General features: G+C 71.7%; 18 protein-coding genes. 13 read left to right on the top strand and 5 right to left on the bottom strand.

Going from position 1 to position 16223, the window contains the following annotated elements; genetic code table 11:
• Positions 1-81: 81 nt before the first annotated feature.
• Positions 82-1875: an AMP-dependent synthetase/ligase gene (locus CA984_RS11805; protein ID WP_086571214.1), complete on the bottom strand. Its 1794-nt coding sequence runs from the start codon at positions 1873-1875 to the stop codon at positions 82-84.
• 213 nt (positions 1876-2088) lie between these two features.
• Here CA984_RS11805 and CA984_RS11800 point away from each other — a divergent pair, with 213 nt between their 5' ends.
• From CA984_RS11800 to CA984_RS11770, 7 genes are all read left to right on the top strand, one after another.
• Entirely contained in the window at positions 2089-2856 is a 768-nt protein-coding gene (locus CA984_RS11800) for a metallophosphoesterase family protein (protein WP_086571266.1), read from the top strand.
• 43 nt (positions 2857-2899) lie between these two features.
• On the top strand, positions 2900-3337 hold the full coding sequence (locus CA984_RS11795) for an SRPBCC family protein (RefSeq protein ID WP_086571264.1): 438 nt from the start codon (positions 2900-2902) through the stop codon (positions 3335-3337).
• Between the two features lie 61 nt (positions 3338-3398).
• Positions 3399-4568, top strand: a complete 1170-nt coding sequence (locus tag CA984_RS11790; protein ID WP_086571212.1) for an ArsA family ATPase — start codon at positions 3399-3401, stop codon at positions 4566-4568.
• Positions 4561-5004: a DUF5304 family protein gene (locus CA984_RS11785; protein WP_086571210.1), complete on the top strand. Its 444-nt coding sequence runs from the start codon at positions 4561-4563 to the stop codon at positions 5002-5004. The genes CA984_RS11790 and CA984_RS11785 overlap by 8 nt, the downstream gene beginning before the upstream one ends.
• Before the next feature lie 22 nt (positions 5005-5026).
• On the top strand, positions 5027-5971 hold the full coding sequence (locus CA984_RS11780; RefSeq protein ID WP_086571208.1) for an ROK family glucokinase: 945 nt from the start codon (positions 5027-5029) through the stop codon (positions 5969-5971).
• A gap of 92 nt (positions 5972-6063) precedes the next feature.
• Entirely contained in the window at positions 6064-6813 is a 750-nt protein-coding gene (locus CA984_RS11775; RefSeq protein WP_341351705.1) for an endonuclease/exonuclease/phosphatase family protein, read from the top strand.
• Positions 6814-6815: 2 nt separating this feature from the next.
• Entirely contained in the window at positions 6816-7946 is a 1131-nt protein-coding gene (locus CA984_RS11770; protein ID WP_086571204.1) for a beta propeller repeat protein, read from the top strand.
• Between the two features lie 37 nt (positions 7947-7983).
• Here CA984_RS11770 and CA984_RS11765 read toward each other — a convergent pair whose 3' ends face one another.
• Together CA984_RS11765 and CA984_RS11760 are read right to left on the bottom strand one after the other, a co-directional pair.
• Complete coding sequence (locus CA984_RS11765; protein WP_086571203.1) at positions 7984-8466, bottom strand: hypothetical protein; 483 nt, start codon at positions 8464-8466, stop codon at positions 7984-7986.
• A 66-nt stretch (positions 8467-8532) separates the two neighbouring features.
• Positions 8533-9297 carry an alpha/beta hydrolase gene (locus CA984_RS11760; RefSeq protein ID WP_086571200.1) on the bottom strand — a complete coding sequence of 255 codons (765 nt, stop codon included), beginning with the start codon at positions 9295-9297 and terminating at the stop codon, positions 8533-8535.
• 148 nt (positions 9298-9445) lie between these two features.
• Between CA984_RS11760 and CA984_RS11755 the strand changes: the two genes are divergently transcribed.
• The 3 genes from CA984_RS11755 to CA984_RS11745 all read left to right on the top strand — a co-directional run bounded on the left by CA984_RS11755 (position 9446) and on the right by CA984_RS11745 (position 11065).
• Positions 9446-10153 (top strand): lysophospholipid acyltransferase family protein, encoded by a 708-nt coding sequence (locus CA984_RS11755; protein WP_086571198.1) that lies wholly within the window; start codon positions 9446-9448, stop codon positions 10151-10153.
• Between the two features lie 172 nt (positions 10154-10325).
• Positions 10326-10709 carry a fluoride efflux transporter FluC gene (locus tag CA984_RS11750; RefSeq protein WP_086571196.1) on the top strand — a complete coding sequence of 128 codons (384 nt, stop codon included), beginning with the start codon at positions 10326-10328 and terminating at the stop codon, positions 10707-10709.
• A complete protein-coding gene (locus CA984_RS11745) occupies positions 10706-11065 on the top strand; it encodes a fluoride efflux transporter FluC (RefSeq protein ID WP_242675892.1) in 360 nt (119 codons plus the stop codon). The genes CA984_RS11750 and CA984_RS11745 overlap by 4 nt, the downstream gene beginning before the upstream one ends.
• A 71-nt stretch (positions 11066-11136) precedes the next feature.
• Here CA984_RS11745 and CA984_RS11740 read toward each other — a convergent pair whose 3' ends face one another.
• Together CA984_RS11740 and CA984_RS11735 are read right to left on the bottom strand one after the other, a co-directional pair.
• Positions 11137-13029, bottom strand: a complete 1893-nt coding sequence (locus CA984_RS11740; RefSeq protein ID WP_133061635.1) for an FUSC family protein — start codon at positions 13027-13029, stop codon at positions 11137-11139.
• Between the two features lie 9 nt (positions 13030-13038).
• The gene (locus CA984_RS11735; protein ID WP_086571192.1) at positions 13039-14247 is read right to left on the bottom strand and encodes an ammonium transporter; all 1209 of its coding nucleotides are present in this window, start codon (positions 14245-14247) and stop codon (positions 13039-13041) included.
• Positions 14248-14511: 264 nt separating this feature from the next.
• Between CA984_RS11735 and CA984_RS11730 the strand changes: the two genes are divergently transcribed.
• The 3 genes from CA984_RS11730 to CA984_RS11720 form a co-directional block, all read left to right on the top strand.
• Positions 14512-15480, top strand: coding sequence for an urea transporter (locus tag CA984_RS11730; protein ID WP_242675891.1), 969 nt, complete (start codon positions 14512-14514; stop codon positions 15478-15480).
• A 72-nt stretch (positions 15481-15552) separates the two neighbouring features.
• The gene (gene ureA, locus CA984_RS11725) at positions 15553-15858 is read left to right on the top strand and encodes an urease subunit gamma (RefSeq protein ID WP_012889422.1); all 306 of its coding nucleotides are present in this window, start codon (positions 15553-15555) and stop codon (positions 15856-15858) included.
• 71 nt (positions 15859-15929) lie between these two features.
• On the top strand, positions 15930-16223 hold a 294-nt coding region (locus CA984_RS11720), incomplete at its 3' end, for a hypothetical protein (RefSeq protein WP_207620827.1).

Genomic DNA, 16223 nt, shown 5'->3' with positions numbered 1-16223 from the left:
CGGGCGGTCGTGCGGCGATCCCGTCGTGCACCGCGTGCACCGCCCGCCGGGCCCGGCCGGACCGGCCGGGCCGGGACGGCGTCAGCCGTACAGGGAGTCGATGTGCTTGGCGAAGTCGCGCATCACGATGTTGCGCTTGACCTTGAGGGTCGGGGTGAGATGCCCGCTCTCCTCGCTGATGTCGCTGTCGAGCACCGCGAACTTCTTGATCTGCTCGGGCTTGGAGACCGACCTGTTGGCCCTGTCCACCGCCTTCTGCACCTCGGCGAGGATCGCCGGGTCGGTGCTGAGGTCGGCGAGGGTGGCCCCGGCCTTGCCGTTGGCCCCCTTCCACTGCTCCAGCGCCTCGGGGTCGAGGGTGATGATCGCCGCGACGAACGGCCGGTCGTCGCCGACCACCATCGCCTGGCTGATCAGCGGGTGGGCCCGGATGAGGTCCTCCATCGGGGCCGGGGCGACGTTCTTGCCCGCGGCGGTGACGAGGATCTCCTTCTTGCGGCCGGTGATGCGCAGGTAGCCGTCCTTGTCGAGCTCGCCGACGTCGCCGGTGTGGAACCAGCCGTCGGCGTCGATCACCTCGCCGGTCGCCTTCTCGTCGTTCCAGTAGCCGCCGAAGACGTGACGGCCCTTGACCAGCACCTCGCCGTCCTCGCCGATGCCGATCGTGACGCCGGGGAACGGCTTGCCGACGGTGCCGATCTTGTTGGCGCCCGGCATGTTGACCGCCGACGGCGCGGAGGTCTCGGTCAGGCCCCAGCCCTCGAAGACCTCGATGCCCACGCCCCGGAAGAAGTGGGCGAGCCGCTCGCCCAGGGCCGAGCCGCCGGACACCGCGGCCGACAGCCTGCCTCCGGTGGCCGCGCGGAGCTTGCCGTACACCAGCCTGTCGAACAGGGCGTGCCTCAGCCTGAGGCCGAGCCCGGCGCCGCCCGCCGACTGCGCCCGGCTCCAGGCGATGGCGGTGTCGGCCGCGGCGTGGAAGATCTTGCTCTTGCCGTCGCCGGCGGCCTTCTGCTCGGCGCCGTTGTAGACCTTCTCGAACACCCGGGGCACGCCCAGCAGGAACGTCGGCTTGAAACCCTGCAGGTCGGGGGCGACGTTCTTCATGTTCGGGGTGTGCGCGAGCACGGTGCCCGTCTCGATCAGCACGAGCTGGATCATGCGGGCGAAGACGTGCGCGAGCGGCAGGAACAGCAGGGCCGCCCGGCCGTCGGCGGTGAACAGCGGGTCCAGCGGGCCCGCCGCCACGTTCCTGGCGGTGAACAGCAGGTTGTCGTGGGTCAGCGCGCAGCCCTTGGGCCTGCCGGTGGTGCCCGAGGTGTAGACGATGGTGGCCAGGTCGGCGGTGCCGCGGCCGGTCCTGCGCTCGGCCAGCGTCGCGTCGGACACCTCGGCGCCGCCCGCGGCCAGCTCCTCCAGCGCGCCGCCGTCGATGCGCCAGACGTCCTTGAGGTCCGGCAGCTCGGCCAGCACCTCGCGGACGGCCTCCTCGTGCGACTCCAGCTCCACGAACACGGCCTTCGCGCCGCTGTCGGAGACGATCCATCTGACCTGGTCGGAGGAGGAGGTCTCGTAGATCGGCACGCTGACCGCGCCGGCGGCCCAGATCGCGTAGTCGATCACGGTCCACTCGTAGCGGGTGCGCGACATCAGGGCCACCCGGTCACCGGCGCCGACCCCGGCCGCGATCAGTCCTCGCGCCACCGCGGCGACCTGGTCGCGGAACTCCCCGGCGGTGACGGCGATCCAGTCGTCGCCGACCTTGCGGCGCAGGGTGACGGTGCCCGGCTCCCGTTCGGCGCGCTGGAACACAGTGTCGGTCAGGTTGGCGGAGGCGGGGACATCCACCAGTACGGGGACGCTGTACTCGCGCACGGGTCACTCCCTGAAGACGCGCGGATCAATGGGCTGCCTGGAAGTTACCGCGATAAGTCACGCGCCGGTGGATACCGTTACCCAGGCGTTGCCGGGGGCGATTTCACGGTATCAGTCTCGTCGCACGGGACCTCCGAACCAACCTTCCGGCCCCGAGGTCGCATCCGAGTTGTTACCTATGTCCGTATTTAGCGGATGGTTAGGATGTCCGGCATGCGGGTTCATGTCGTCAGTGATGTGCACGGCAACGCCGCCGCCCTGGCGCGCGCGGGCGAGGGCGCCGACGCGCTCGTCTGCCTGGGCGACCTGATCCTGTTCATCGACTACGACGACCACTCCCAGGGCATCTTCCCCGAGCTGTTCGGGCAGGAGAGGGCCACGCAGTTCATCGCGCTCCGCACGGCCAAGCGGTTCGACGAGGCGCGGGAGATGTCGGCCGCGCTCTGGGCCTCGCTGGACGGCGACCCCCGCGACCACATCGAGCGCTCGGTCCGCCGGCAGTACGGCGAGATCTTCGCCGCCATGCCGACCCCGGCCTACCTCACCCACGGCAACGTGGACCTGCCGCGTTACTGGCCCGAATACCTCCGGGAGGGCCACCACGTGCTCGACGGGCAGAGCGTGGAGATCGGCGGGCTCCGCTTCGGCTTCGTCGGGGGCGGGCTGCGCACGCCGTACCGGACGCCGAACGAGATCGACGACGAGGAGTTCGCGCGCAAGGTGGAGGCCGTGGGAGAGGTGGACGTGCTCTGCTGCCACATCCCTCCCGCCGTCCCCGAACTGCTCTACGACGTGGTCGCCCGGCGCTTCGAGCGGGGCAGCGAGGCCACGCTGGAGGCGATCAGGCGGACCCAGCCGCGCTACGCCCTGTTCGGCCACGTGCACCAGCCCCTGGCCGCCCGCACGCGGATCGGCAGGACCGAATGCCTCAACGTGGGTCACTTCCGCGGCAGGGGAGTGCCCTTCGTGCTGGAGTGGTGAGCCGGGAGTTCGCCTGGAAACGATGAACGAGTACGGTAACCCCATGGCTGATCGCACCACTTCGAGCATCACGATCGGCGCCGGCCGGTCCCCCATCATGACGGTGATCGCCGACTTCGCCTCATACCCGGAGTGGGCGGGCCAGGTGAAGTCGGCGCGCGTGCTCTCCGCCGGCGAGGACGGACGTCCGGCCACGGTCCGGTTCACCCTGGACGCGGGCGTGATCAGCGACGAATACACCCTCGCCTACACCTGGCACGGCGAGGACTCCGTCGACTGGCACATCGCCGAGGCGGGGAAGATGGTCTCCGGACTCACCGGGAGTTACCGCCTCGCCGACGAGGGCGGCGGCACCGAGGTGACCTACGAGCTCGCCGTGGACCTCAAGGTCCCCATGATCGGCATGATCAAGCGGAAGGCGGAGAAGGTCATCATCGACACCGCCCTGAAGGGACTGAAGAAGCGCGTCGAGACCTCATGAGGGAGCCGGGCCGCGCCGGGCCCTCGGGCGTGAGCCCCGGGCCGCCGGGCGGGGAGGACGCGTGAGCCGGGTCCTGCTGTTCACCGGTAAGGGCGGCGTCGGCAAGACGACCGCGGCGGCCGCCACCGCCACCCTCGCGGCCAGGTCGGGGCATAAGACGCTGGTGGTCTCCACCGACACCGCGCACTCGCTCGCCGACACGCTCGGCGCGACCGCCGGGGCCGAGCCCACGGAGGTCTCGCCCGGCCTCCACCTGCACCAGGTGGACACCCAGAAGGCGCTGGAGCGCCAGTGGGGCGACCTGCGCGACTACGCCAGGGGCTTCTTCGCCGAGCTGGGCCTGGACGAGGTCACCGCCGAGGAGATCACCGTCCTGCCGGGCGCCGAGGAGGTCATCGCCCTGCTGGAGCTGCGTGAGCAGGCCCGCAGCGGCCGCTGGGACGTCATCGTCATCGACTGCGCGCCCACCGCCGAGACGCTCCGGCTGCTCGCCCTGCCCGAGGCCCTCGACTGGCACGTCAACCGGCTGCTGCCGGTCGGCAGGCGGCTCCTGCGCACGCTCTCCCCGCTCATCCGCCGGGTGGCGCAGGTCAGCGTGCCCGAGGACCACGTGGTCGGCGCGGGGGAGCGGCTCCACCGGGGCCTGCTGGAGGTCCGCGAGCTGCTCACCGGGCCCGACGCCAGCGTCCGGCTGGTGCTCACCCCCGAGGCCGTCGTCCTGGCCGAGGCCCGCCGCACGCTCACCTCCCTCAGCCTGTACGGCTACCGCGTCGACGCGGTGATCGCCAACCGGGTCTTCCCCGCCGAGGGCGCCGACCCGTGGCGGCAGCGGTGGGTGGAGGCCCAGGCCGGGCACCTGGCCGAAGTCGAGCAGTCCTTCGCCCCGCTGCCCGTCCACACCGTGCCCTACCTGGACGCCGAGCCCGTCGGCCCCGCCGCCCTCATCCGGGTCGCCGAGGCCATGTACGGCGAGTCCGACCCCTTCGCCCCGCCCACCGTGGACCCGCCGCTGCGGATCACCCCCGAGGGCGAGCTGCTCCTGGCCCTGCCGTTCGCCGAGAAGGGCGAGGTGGACCTGGCCCGCAAGGGCGACGAGCTGATCGTCAACGCGGGCTCCTACCGCCGGGTCCTGGCCCTGCCCGCGGCCCTGGCCCGCAGATCCGTGCGGGAGGCGGTGCTCCGTGACGGCCTTCTCCGGGTACGGTTCCAATCGGGAGGGCCTGATGACTGAGAAGACCGACAAGACCGGCAGGACCGAGAACGACCGGGATCCGCTGGGAAACGCGACCGAGGAGGCGTTCAAACTCTTCGACACGTTCCAGCAGAGAGCGGCCAGAGAGCTGCGGAAGAACCTGATCAAGGGCACGATGACCGGGTTCGGCAGTGCTTTCTCCACCGGCGGAAGCCGTGGCGGCAGCCGTGACGTGTGGGAGGAGGCGGTCTCCGAGCATGACGAGTACATCTGCCGGGCCTGCCCCGTCTGCCGTGCGATGGCCGCTCAGCGCGAGTCCGGCGGAGCGGTCGCCGACCACCTGATGCAGGCGGGCAGCGAGCTGTTCGCCGCGTTCAGGTCGGCGGTCGACGGGCTCAACAAGCCCACGCCCGCGCAGCGGGCACGGGAGCGCGGCAGAGAAGAGACCCCCGTGGAGCACATCGACCTGGGGTGAGCCCAGGGGGAAAGGGTGGACAATGGCGCTGACCATCGGCGTTGACATCGGCGGTACCAAGGTCGCGGCGGGCGTCGTGGACGAGGACGGCCGCATCGTCGAGCACCTTCTGCGGCCCACCCCGGCCACCAGCCCCGAACAGGTCGCGGAGACGATCGCCGAGGCGGTCCGGGAACTCTCCAAGGGCCGGGAGATCGAGGCCGTCGGCCTCGGCGCCGCCGGGTTCGTCGACGAGACCCGGTCCGTCGTGCGCTTCGCGCCCAACCTCGCCTGGCGCGAGGAGCCGCTGCAGAAGAAGGTCTCCGACCTCGTCGGTCTGCCCGTCGTGGTGGAGAACGACGCCAACGCGATGGCGTGGGGCGAGGCCAAGTTCGGCGCCGGGCGCGGCGAGAGCCATCTGGTCTGCGTGACCGTCGGTACCGGCATCGGCGGCGGGGTCGTGCTGGACGGCGCCCTCTACCGTGGCCGCTGGGGCATGGGCGCCGAGCTCGGCCACATGCAGGTGGTGCCGGAGGGTCGCCTGTGCGGGTGCGGCAACCTCGGTTGCTGGGAGCAGTACGCCAGCGGCAACGCCCTGGTCGCCGAGGCCAGGGCGATCGCCGAGGCCGACCCGGCACGCGCCGCCGTGCTGCTGAAGATCTCCGGCGGCACCCCCGAGCACATCGAGGGCCATGAGGTCACCGAGGCGGCCAAGCAGGGAGACCCGGCCGCCCTGGCGGCGTTCTCCGCGATGGCCGAGTGGCTCGCCCAGGGCCTGTGCGACCTCGCCGCGGTCCTCGACCCCGGGTGCTTCGTCCTCGGCGGCGGCGTCTCCCGCGCCGCCGACCTCTGGATCGACCAGGTCCGTGAGGCCTTCGCCCGCAACCTGACCGGCCGGGGACACCGTCCCCTGGCCGACATCCGCCTGGCCGAGCTGGGCGCGTCGGCCGGTCTGGTCGGCGCGGCGGACCTCGCGCGCAGGCGCTGACCCGCGGGCCCTGGCACGCCGGGGCCCGCCGGGCCGCCTTCACAGCGCATCTCGTCATGCTTCAGGACGCTCCGTCGAGTGAGGTGGCTGTGGTGCTCAGGGTCGCCAGCTACAACGTGCGTTCCATGAAAGACGACGCCGCCGCGCTGGGACGGGTGATCAGCGCGATCCGCCCCGACGTGCTCTGCGTGCAGGAGGCCCCCCGCTTCCTGCGCTGGCGCCGCAGGCGCGGGCGGCTGGCCGCCTCCGGTGGGCTGACCGTGGCGGCGGGCCGCCGCCTGGGCGGGGTGGCCGTGCTGGTCGGCCCGGGCGTGCGGCTGCTGCACGGCGAGGGGCACCTGCTCAGATGGTTCCCCGGTCTGGAGCAGCGCGCGGTCGCGATCGCGGTGCTGGAGGCCGAGGGGCGGCGGGTGGCCGTCGGCTCCGTCCACCTGGACCTCCACAGGGGCGCCCGGCTGTGCCACGCGACGGAGGCGCTGGCCCTGCTGCGGGCCGCCGCCGGCCGGTTCGGCGCGCTGCCGGTGCTCGCCGGGGACATCAACGAGCAGTCCCACGAGCCGGCCTGGCGGCACCTGGCCGGACACCTGACCGACTGCTACCCGGTCTCGCCGCGCGGTGACGGGCTCACCTTCCCGGCGCGGAGACCCGGGAGGCGCATCGACGCGATCTTCGCGGCGGCGGGGCTCCCGGTCCTCTCCTGCGGCGTGGCCGAGGCCGATCCCGCCGATCTGGTGGCCGCCACCGACCATCTGCCGGTGGTGGCCGAGCTGGGCCGCCCGCGCCCGCGGGAGGGCAACAGGGGGGAGCGGGCACGCGGGCCGGGCACGGCCCTTACCATTTGAGCATGACCCGTCGCCTTCCGCGGCGTGCGCTGGCGCTCTGCGCGGGAGGCCTGCTCCTGCTGTCTCCGCGTCTGCCCGCCGCCCACGCCGAGCCCGCCAGCCCGCCAGCGGCGGAGGCCTGGCAGGCGCCGACCAGCGCGCGGCTGAGCAGTGACGGGTCGCTGTCCGACGTGGCCGGGGTCTCGGCCACCAGTGTCTGGGCGGTGGGCCAGCAGAGCGTCTGGGACATCTGGCAGAGCCGGGGCGCGATCACCCACTGGGACGGCGTGACCTGGACCGAGGTCGGCATCCGCAACGATCCCACCGGCGCGGGGCTCCTGCGCTCGGTCGCGGCCGCCTCCCCGACCGAGCTGTGGGCCGTCGGCGAGGGCCATGACGGCCTGCCGTACCTGGCGAGGGGAGACGGGGCGGCCTTCGACCGGGTCACCGTCGACAGCCTGCGCGTCGGCGACTGGCTGGGGGGGGTGGCGGCGGCCCCCAGCCGGATGGTCGCGGTCGGCCGCCGGGACAAGCACCCGCTCGTCGTCACCGGGACCGGGGGCGGCAAGTGGAAGCTCACCCAGCTCGAAGAGAAGGGCACGCTGTACGGCGTGGCCCTGGCCGGCAGGAGCGACGGGTGGGCGGTGGGTGACACCGGCCGCAGGCCGCTGATCACGAGGCTGTCCGGCGGGCGCTGGAAGACCTTCCACGTCCCGGACATCCCCGGCGGCTACCTGCGCGACATCCACCTCGACGGGCCGAAGCGGGCGCTGGCCGTCGGCGGCGTCTACGACGACTCCGGCAGGGCCGGCCCGCTGATCCTGTCCTGGAACGGCAAGAAGTGGTCCCGGCTGACCCCGCCCGGCGGCGACGTGCGCCTGTACGGCGTGACCGGTGACCGCAAGGGCCGTTTCTGGATCTCCGGGGTGGACCTGGAGCGGCCCGGCGAGGCCTTCCTGCTCCGCTACGACGGCCGCACGGTCAGGCCGCTCCGCGGCGCGGCCGCCGTCGCCCCCCGGACCATCAGGCTCCAGTCGGTGGCCTACCTGCCGGGCGCCGGCACCGTGGTCACCGTGGGCCACGTGGTGGACGCCGACGGCCGCTACACCGACGTGATCGAGCGGCTGGGCACCTCGGAGCGCGCCAAGCCGTAGCCGTCAGACGACCGCGCCGCCGTCCCGGCCTGAGTCGTCAGATGACCGCGCCGTCGTCCCAGCCTGAGTCGTTTGGCGGGCCGTCGCCCATCCGCACCACGAGCGCCACAAAACCACCGATGAACGCCGCGACCGCGGTGAACAGCATCCAGCCCTGCAACTGCCAGTTCAGGGCGGCGCTGAGCAGCAGGTAGGCCGGGCCGCCGAAGAGGGCCAGCCAAGCGATCTTGGTGGTGGTGTCCGTCTTGGGCAGCGGAGGCGGCGGCGGGGGCACGTAGTGACCCTCGTCGTCGGGATCCGCCTGCTCGGTGCCGGTATCGGTATCGGTGTCGGCGTCGGAGAGGTCCTCCGCCGGCGGGCGCTCGTCCTCGTCCGACTGTTTGACCACGCGCCGGGGAGGTTCGGAGGGCAGGTTCTCGCTGTCGGGCCACGGCTGGTCGGCCGAGTCGCGTACGGCGGTGTCGTTGAAGGACGCGACGATCTGACGCCAGACCTCGTCCTCATCGCTTTGAGGTGTCACTTAGCTGGGCTCGTTACTCATCGGCGGGCCACTTCCTCCCGGAAACCGCGCATCCCCCACTCGCGATCAGTCTCTCTGCAAGGGTAGCGAGGTGTTCGCGTGGACGAACTCCAGGCTCCCCGAGAAGATCCGATCAGCGTCGTTGTCGAGCGTCGCGACGTGGTAGCTGTCGTTGAGCTCCACCACATTAAGATTCCCCCCGCTCAGCCTCTCACGCAGAATACGCACACTGGCCGGTTTCACCACATGGTCCTGCGAGCTGTGGAAGACCAGCACCGGCTGGGTGACCTTGCCCAGCTCAGCCTGGGTCAGTGCCCACAGCCGGGTAAGGCTGGCCGCGGCCCTGACCGGAGTGCGTGTGTAGCCTAGCTCGGTCGCCCCCTCCTTCTTGATGTCGCCCGCCACGCCCGGCACCGAGGGGACCACCAGCCCGAGCAGCGGCGCCAGCCGGAGCAGCGGCACGTCGCTGGTCACCGACGGGTTGACGATCACCAGCCCCCTGATCCCCGCGCCGTGGACCTGGGCCAGCCGCAGTGCCATGCAGCCACCCATGGACAGACCCATCACGAAGATCTCGGCGCACTGGCCGCGCAGGTCCGCCAGGGTCCTGTCCAGCTCGGCGTACCAGTCCTCCCAGCGGGTGCGGTTCATCTCCTGCCAGGTGGTGCCGTGGCCGGGCAGCCGGGGCAGCGCCACGGTCAGGCCGGCCGCGGCCAGGTGCTCGCCCCACGGGCGCAGCGACTGGGGCGAGCCGGTGAATCCATGGCAGAGCAAGACGCCGATCTGACCACCTTTATGGTGGTACGGCTCTGCGCCGGGCATGACTGGCATCGCAGCTCCTTGTAAGGTTCGCCCGATCGTCGCACGAGTGGGGCGTATTTTGCGAGAGGTCGATTTGAGTGGTTTCGCGGTGTAGTTGGCCGGCACTGGAGGTGCGAAGATAACTCCAGGTCCCGCCTGTCAATCGAAGGAGCCTCACGTGTTCTACTGGGTGGTGAAGGCCATCCTCTGGCCCTTCCTCCATCTCGTCTTCCGTCCGTGGGCGGAGGGGGTGGAGAACGTGCCCAAGGAGGGGCCGGTAATCCTGGCGGGCAACCACCTGTCATTCGCCGACCATTTCTTCGGGGCGCTCTTCCTGCCGCGCAAGGTGATCTCTCTCGGCAAGTCCGACTACTTCACCGGCCGCGGCCTCAAGGGCGCCCTCAGCCGGGCCTTCTTCAGCGGCGTGGGCACCGTCCCGATCGACCGTTCGGGTGGCAAGGCCAGCGAGGGGGCGCTCCGCACAGGCAAGCGCATCCTCGGCGAGGGCCAGGTGCTCGCCATCTATCCCGAGGGCACCCGCTCGCCCGACGGCCGCCTCTACAAGGGCAAGACCGGCGTGGCCCGGCTGGCGCTGGAGTCGCGCGCGCCGGTCGTCCCGTGGGCGATGGTCAACACCTTCGAGATGATGCCCCCCGGCCGTCCCCTCCCCAAGCTGGGCATCCGCCCAGGGGTGAGGTTCGGCAAGCCGCTGGACTTCTCCCGCTACTACGGGATGGAGGACGACCGCCTCGTCCTGCGCGCTGTCACCGACGAGATCATGTACGCGCTGATGGAGCTCGCCGATCAGGAGTACGTCGACAGATACGCCGCGAGCGCCAAGGCCGAGGCCGCCCGTGCGGCCAAGGAGTCCGGCAGGCGCCGCTGACGGCGCCAGGCCTCGCCGGGCCCGGCCGGACGGGCAGGCGCCGCCGACGGCGCCCGGCCCCGGCCGGCCTGATCGGACGGGGGGGCTCCGGGACCGTGCCCGCCGCGGCCCTGATCTGATGTTGCGTGTGTCTGTCCAGGTCAGAGGCGTATGCCGGGGTTAGCCTGACGCAATGAAGATCTCCAGACCCGCGCTTGCCGCGGTGGCCTGCGGTGGAGCGCTGGGGGCTCTGGCCCGCCACCTGATACACGCGGCCTTCCCGAACCCGCCGCACGCACTGCAGTGGACGCTCCTGGTCGTCAGTGTGACCGGCTGCCTGCTGATCGGCCTGCTGACGGTCTGGATCGAGCGGCATCCCGGCCATCCGCTCGTCGGGCCGTTCCTGTCGACCGGCTTCCTCGGCGGGTTCACCACCTTCTCCTCCTACGCGGTGAACGTGGAGGACAAGTTCCACTCCGGCGACACCGGCGTGGCCGTCACCCATCTCGTGCTCACCCCCGTGCTGGCGATGATCGCCGTATTCGTCGGGACGGCCGTCGCGAGGAGGGTGATGTGATCGCCGCGATCCTGGTGCTGCTGGGCGGCGCCGTCGGGGCCTCGCTCCGCGACCTCCTCGGGATCCGGATCCCCTCGCGCTTCCCGTGGGCCATCTTCGTCGCGAACGTGTCGGCCTCGTTCCTGCTCGGCCTGATCGTGGTGGGGACGGTCGCCGGGCGGCTGCCCGAATGGCTGCTGCTCCTGGCCGGCACCGGCTTCTGCGGCGCGCTCAGCACCTACAGCACCCTGGCCAACGACACCCTGCGCCTGGCGGAGAAGGGCGAACGCCGCCTCGCGGTGGCCAACATGGGGCTCAACGTCGTGTTCGGCCTGGTGGCGGCGTTCATCGGCGCGGCCCTGGGCCGGGCCATCTAGCGGCACGGGCACCGGGCGGAACACGGTGCCCCCCAGCCGGTCCGCCTGCCGTACGKTCAGCCGGGCACCGGTCAGCCTGCCGGACGGGCGCCGGGATCACGTGGCCGGTCGCCCGCGGGCAGCGCCGACCAGGCGGTCCGGATCTCCTGCGCCACACCGGCCAGCGGCCCCGATCCGGGGAGCGGGCCCGGGGAGGCCGGGGCGGGCCACTCCTGCATGGCCGCCGCCAGCCTCCGCAGGCCCGCGACCGTGGCCGTCACGTCGGCGGAGGAGGGGACGGCGGCCCCCGACCGGGCCTGGACGGCCGCTTCGATGACCGCCTCGCTGACCCGCTGCAGGGCCACGACCTCCGGCCACCAGGCCGCGGTCCAGGGTCCGGCCGGGGGCGGCTCGCTCAGTCCCTGCTGCATGCTCTTGTGCAGGTCGCTGAAGCGCTGGTACAGCTTGTGCCGTTTCCGCCGCCGTCCGGGCCCGAACGCCGCCTCCAGGTAGTCGGCGACGGCCGTCACGGTGCCGGCCAGCCTGTCGCGCACCCGCACCCGCCAGCTCCCCGGCCAGAGCGCGTATCCCGCGGTCAGCACGATCGCGCAGCCGATGAGCGTGTCGTACAGGCGTGCCGGCAGCACCTTGCCCAGCGGGGCCGGCGCGGCCGACTCGACCAGGATCAGCACGAGCGGGGTGATGGCGGTGCTCATCATGGCGTAGCTCCGGTCGATGCCGATCCGGGCGCCCATGCCGAGCGCGAAGACCACGGGGAGCATCGGCAGGCCCAGCGGGACGAGCAGGAGCAGGACGCCGCCCACGGCCACGCCGGCCAGCGTGCCGAGGGCGCGGAGCACGGCGCGGCCGAACACCGAGCCGAAGTCGGGCTTGAGGACGAGCGTCACGGTCATGGGCACCCAGTAGGAGTGCGGCACCGCGACCACGGAGACCAGCACGGTGGCGATGCCCATGCACAGGGCGAGCCGCAGGGCGTAGCTCAGGGTGTCCGGCGAGGTCAGTACGGCGGAGAGGCGCTGCCTCCGGCGCCGCCCGAGCTGGGCGGCCGGCGGCTCCGCGTCGCCGCGCAGGCAGGACACCGCGTACGCCAGGGCGTGGGCGAAGATCTTCTCGTCGGCCGTCTCCGACCGCAGGTCCGGCGGGGGGATCCCGCGCGCTCCCGAGGCGACGGCGTCGGCCAGGGCCGTCACCGACCCGCTCGCGTCCGGCGGGAAGGCGTCACCGCGCCGGAGCATCGTCATGACCGCCTCCAGCAGCGGTTGCGCGGCGTTGAGCACGCCCATCAGCCAGACGCTCTCGGCATCGCGGCCGGGGGCCGACAGGCGGTGTCCGGCCAGCACGTCGTAGGCGTCGCTCACGGCCGGGGGCAGGACCGTCCAGGCACGCCCGGCGTCTCCGCCGTCCATCACGGCGGCGATCTCGCGGTACACCCGGGCGACGGCGGCGCGCTCCGCCGTACCGGCGCGCACCGGCCACGCGGCCAGCGCGAGCACAAGCACGGCGGCCCCGCCCGCCAGGTAGAGCAGTGGCGGCCACCACCAGGGCTCGCGCAGCGGGAGCGCCGACCACACCGACGCCATCAGCAGGAGGTTCATCCCGGCGGACGACAGAGCCAGGCCGATCGCGCTGATCGCGCCGGACACGAGCGCCGCCCCGACGAGCGCCGCCACGGTCCACCAGCCCCGGTCGTGGAACGCCACGCCGATCGCCGTCCCCACCGCGCCGCCGAGCACCGCGACCGTGATGTGGACCAGGCGGAGCCGGTAGGAGGGGTATCGATCCCGCATCGCGGCGGCGAGCGCGCCGACGGCCAGGAGCATCCCCGTCTCGGGTCTCCTCGTGGCGACGCCGACCGCCACCCCGGCCGAGACGACCGCGCCCGCCCGCACCGCCGCGGCCCAGGGCACCGGGACCTTCTTCGGACGGAGGGTACGGCTGAGCCATCCGTCCGCCGGGACGCTCATCCCCGCGGTCTAGCCCGTGCCGAACTGCAGATCTGAGCCGGCCAGCTGCTCGGCCTCGGTCTCCTTCAGGCGGCAGAACCTGTCGACGAGCTTGCCGATCACGAAGGTGACCACGAAGCTGTAGACGGCCACCACCACGATGGACAGTGCCTGCTTGCCGAGCAGCGCGCCGCTCCCGCCGTAGAACAGGCCGGCGGTGCCGACCACGCCGGTCGAGAAGAACCCGATCAGCAGCGTGCCCACGATGCCGCCCATGCCGTGCACGCCGACCACGTCCAGGGTGTCGTCGTAGCCGAGGACGAACTTCCACTCGACGGCGAGGGAGCAGAGGGCGGCGGCCACGACGCCGATCACCAGGGCGCCTTCGACGTTCACGTAGGCGCACGAGGGCGTGATGGCGACCAGCCCGGCGACGGCCCCGGTGGCCGAGCCCAGCTTGCTGAGCCTGCGGGCACGGAGCCACTCCAGGAACATCCAGGTCAGCATGCCCACACAGCCCGCGATCATGGTGCTCAGGAACGCCGTCACCGCGGTCGGGCCGTCGTTCAGCGCCGATCCGCCGTTGAAGCCGAACCAGCCGAACCACAGCAGGGCCAGGCCGAGCATGACCAACGGGATGTTGCTGGGCTGGGGCGGCTCGCCGCGCCGGTACCGGATGCCGGGGCCCAGGGCCACGGCCAGGGCCAGGCCCGCCACGCCCGAGTTGAGCTCGACCACCAGCCCGCCGGCGAAGTCGAGCGTGCCCATCCGGTGGATCCAGCCGGCGCTGTCGAAGACCCAGTGCGCGATCGGGAAGTAGACCAGGGTGACCCAGAACACGGAGAAGGTCATCCACGGCCCCACGCGGATGCGCCCGGCCACCGAGCCGCTGATCAGCGCGACGGTGATGATGGCGAAGGTGAGCTGGAAGAGCGCGTAGGCGTAGGTCGGGACCGACCCCGTCAGGTCGGTGGGCCTGACGTTCGCGAAGCGGAAGTCGCCGAAGCCGATCAGGCCGATCCCGCCCGCGTCCGGGCCGAAGACGAGCCCGTAGCCGTAGGCGAACCACAGGACGGTCACCAGGCTGATCGAGACGAAGCTCATGAAGAGCATGCTGAAGACGTTCTTCGAACGGACCATGCCGCCGTAGAAGAAGGCGAGCCCCGGCGTCATCAGCAGCACCATGGCGGTGCTCACCAGCACCCAGGCGGAATCGCCGGTATTCAATCCGGTAGGCATCGTCGAACCTCGCTTATGGCCGCTTCCGATCTGTCGGTTAATGATCGGAAGTATCCATGGTGAAACACCGAATTCTGGGATTTTGACGCTAATAAAACAGTGCAGGTGGAGATAGGTAAAAAATAGGTACTGGCACGATTAAAAGCACTTCTGTCCGGTGGTCTGCGGACCGGCCCCGGGAATGACAGGCCGGGATGGCTCCGCTCGGCCGGTAACCGCCGAAAGAGGAGAACGCCGAACGAGGAGAGTTTCGGGAAGGCCGACGTGACATCGACGACTCCGGCGGCGACCGCTCCGCACCCGCGAGACCTGAAACCCCTCACCATGCTCATCTCGGTGGTCCGCGGGATCGGGCAGGTCGACTTCATGGCCAGCCCCTGGACCGGGCTCGTCTTCATCGTCGCCCTGGCCGCCGGCAACTGGCGCTACGCCGTCTACGGGGTGCTGGGCTCGGCGGTGGCCACGCTCACCGCCTACGCCTTCGGCGCCGCGCGCGACCGGGTCGAGATGGGCCTCGAAGGGTTCAGCGGCACCCTCATCGGCGTCGCGTTCGTCCTCTACTTCGGGATGAGCTGGATGACCACGCTCCTGGTCGTCGTGGGGTGCGTGGCGGGCAGCGTGGTCACCTCCGCGCTGGTCACCCTGCTCAAACCGTTCAACCTGCCGACCTTCACCGCGCCGTTCTGCATCGTCACCAGCGTGATGCTGCTGGCGGCCCCCTCCTTCGAGCGCGTCAGACAGGGCAAGATCGGCCCCGCGCTCCCGTCCGCGGCGACCGGCCGCACGGCGCTCACCTGGAGCGACATCTGGCAGGGCATGTTCAACGGCATCGGCCAGGTCTTCTTCCAGAACAAGTGGTACGTCGGGCTCATCTTCCTGGTCGGGCTGGTGGTGGGCAGCTGGATCGCCGCCGTCGCCGCGGTGGTCTCCAGCCTGATCGGGATGGCGGTCGCCTGGGTGCTGGGCGCGCCCGCCGCCGACATCGCCGCCGGCCTGTACGGCTACAACGCCGTCCTGGTGGGGATGGCGCTCGCCGGGATCTTCGTCGTGCTGTCCCCGGCCGGCGGCGTCTACGCGGTCGTCGGGGCGATCGCGGCCACCGGCCTGACCGCGGCCCTGACGACCTTCTTCACCCCGTTCGGCGGCCACACCCTGACGTGGCCGTTCGTCCTGGTGGCCTGGGCCTTCCTCGCGGCGGTCCCGGCATTCGCCTGGCTCAGGCGCGCCGGGTGAGCGCGCCGGACGGAAATCCGCCGGCCGGCTCGGCCGGGCAGAAAAGCCAATAACACAAAAAGGGGATTTCTTATGAATCTCGCACCGCGAGAACTGGACAAGCTACTGATCTATGTCGTGGCCGACCTGGCGGCCAAGCGCAAGGAGCGCGGCCTGAAGCTCAACTACAGCGAGACGGTGGCACTCGTCAGCGCGGCCGTACTGGAGGCCGCCCGCGAGGGCAAGTCGGTCGCCGACTGCATGGAACTCGGCAAGAAGGTCGTCGGACCGGCCGACGTCATGGACGGCGTCCGGGAGATGCTGCCGCTCATGCAGGTCGAGGCGACCTTCCCGGACGGCTCCAAGCTCGTCTCCTGTCACGACCCCGTCGGCGCCTGAGGATGCCGGCGCTGCAGCGGGCGCGGCCACCGCGGAGGGGATGGGAGCCGGCGACGGCGCGACGGCCACCGGTGGAGCGGGAGACGGTGCTCGTCGGCGGGCACGAGAGCCGGTACGGCCGGGCGCTCGGCGGGCTGCCCGGCGCGACGGTCACCGCCGTCGGGCGGGATCTGCACGCCCTCACCCGGCGCCCGGCGGTCGTCGTCCCGATGACTCTCGGGCGGGACCCGGGGCTGGCACACCAGATCGCGCAGATCCTCCGCTGGAACGGCCGCGGCCGCGAACCGGGCGAGCTGCTGCTCGCCCCGCCGCTCGGCACCATCTCTCACCTGGTCGGCTGGCTGCGGGCGGCGGCGGGCCGCGCC

The sequence above is a fragment of the Streptosporangium minutum genome (assembly GCF_002149035.1).
GTDB classification, from domain to species: Bacteria; Actinomycetota; Actinomycetes; order Streptosporangiales; family Streptosporangiaceae; genus Streptosporangium; species Streptosporangium minutum.
Note: the sequence above shows the minus strand (reverse complement) of the source record. Positions and strands in the feature narration are given on the sequence as shown.

Bases quoted from the DNA above. Each gene is read 5' to 3' on its own strand.
- CA984_RS11800 (WP_086571266.1), top strand. From the start codon at position 2,089: ATGCGGGTTCATGTCGTCAGTGATGTGCACGGCAACGCCGCCGCCCTG.
- CA984_RS11795 (WP_086571264.1), top strand. From the start codon at position 2,900: ATGGCTGATCGCACCACTTCGAGCATCACGATCGGCGCCGGCCGGTCC.
- CA984_RS11785 (WP_086571210.1), top strand. From the start codon at position 4,561: ATGACTGAGAAGACCGACAAGACCGGCAGGACCGAGAACGACCGGGAT.
- CA984_RS11780 (WP_086571208.1), top strand. From the start codon at position 5,027: ATGGCGCTGACCATCGGCGTTGACATCGGCGGTACCAAGGTCGCGGCG.
- CA984_RS11770 (WP_086571204.1), top strand. From the start codon at position 6,816: ATGACCCGTCGCCTTCCGCGGCGTGCGCTGGCGCTCTGCGCGGGAGGC.
- CA984_RS11760 (WP_086571200.1), bottom strand. From the start codon at position 9,297: ATGCCAGTCATGCCCGGCGCAGAGCCGTACCACCATAAAGGTGGTCAG.
- CA984_RS11750 (WP_086571196.1), top strand. From the start codon at position 10,326: ATGAAGATCTCCAGACCCGCGCTTGCCGCGGTGGCCTGCGGTGGAGCG.
- CA984_RS11740 (WP_133061635.1), bottom strand. From the start codon at position 13,029: ATGAGCGTCCCGGCGGACGGATGGCTCAGCCGTACCCTCCGTCCGAAG.
- CA984_RS11735 (WP_086571192.1), bottom strand. From the start codon at position 14,247: ATGCCTACCGGATTGAATACCGGCGATTCCGCCTGGGTGCTGGTGAGC.
- ureA (WP_012889422.1), top strand. From the start codon at position 15,553: ATGAATCTCGCACCGCGAGAACTGGACAAGCTACTGATCTATGTCGTG.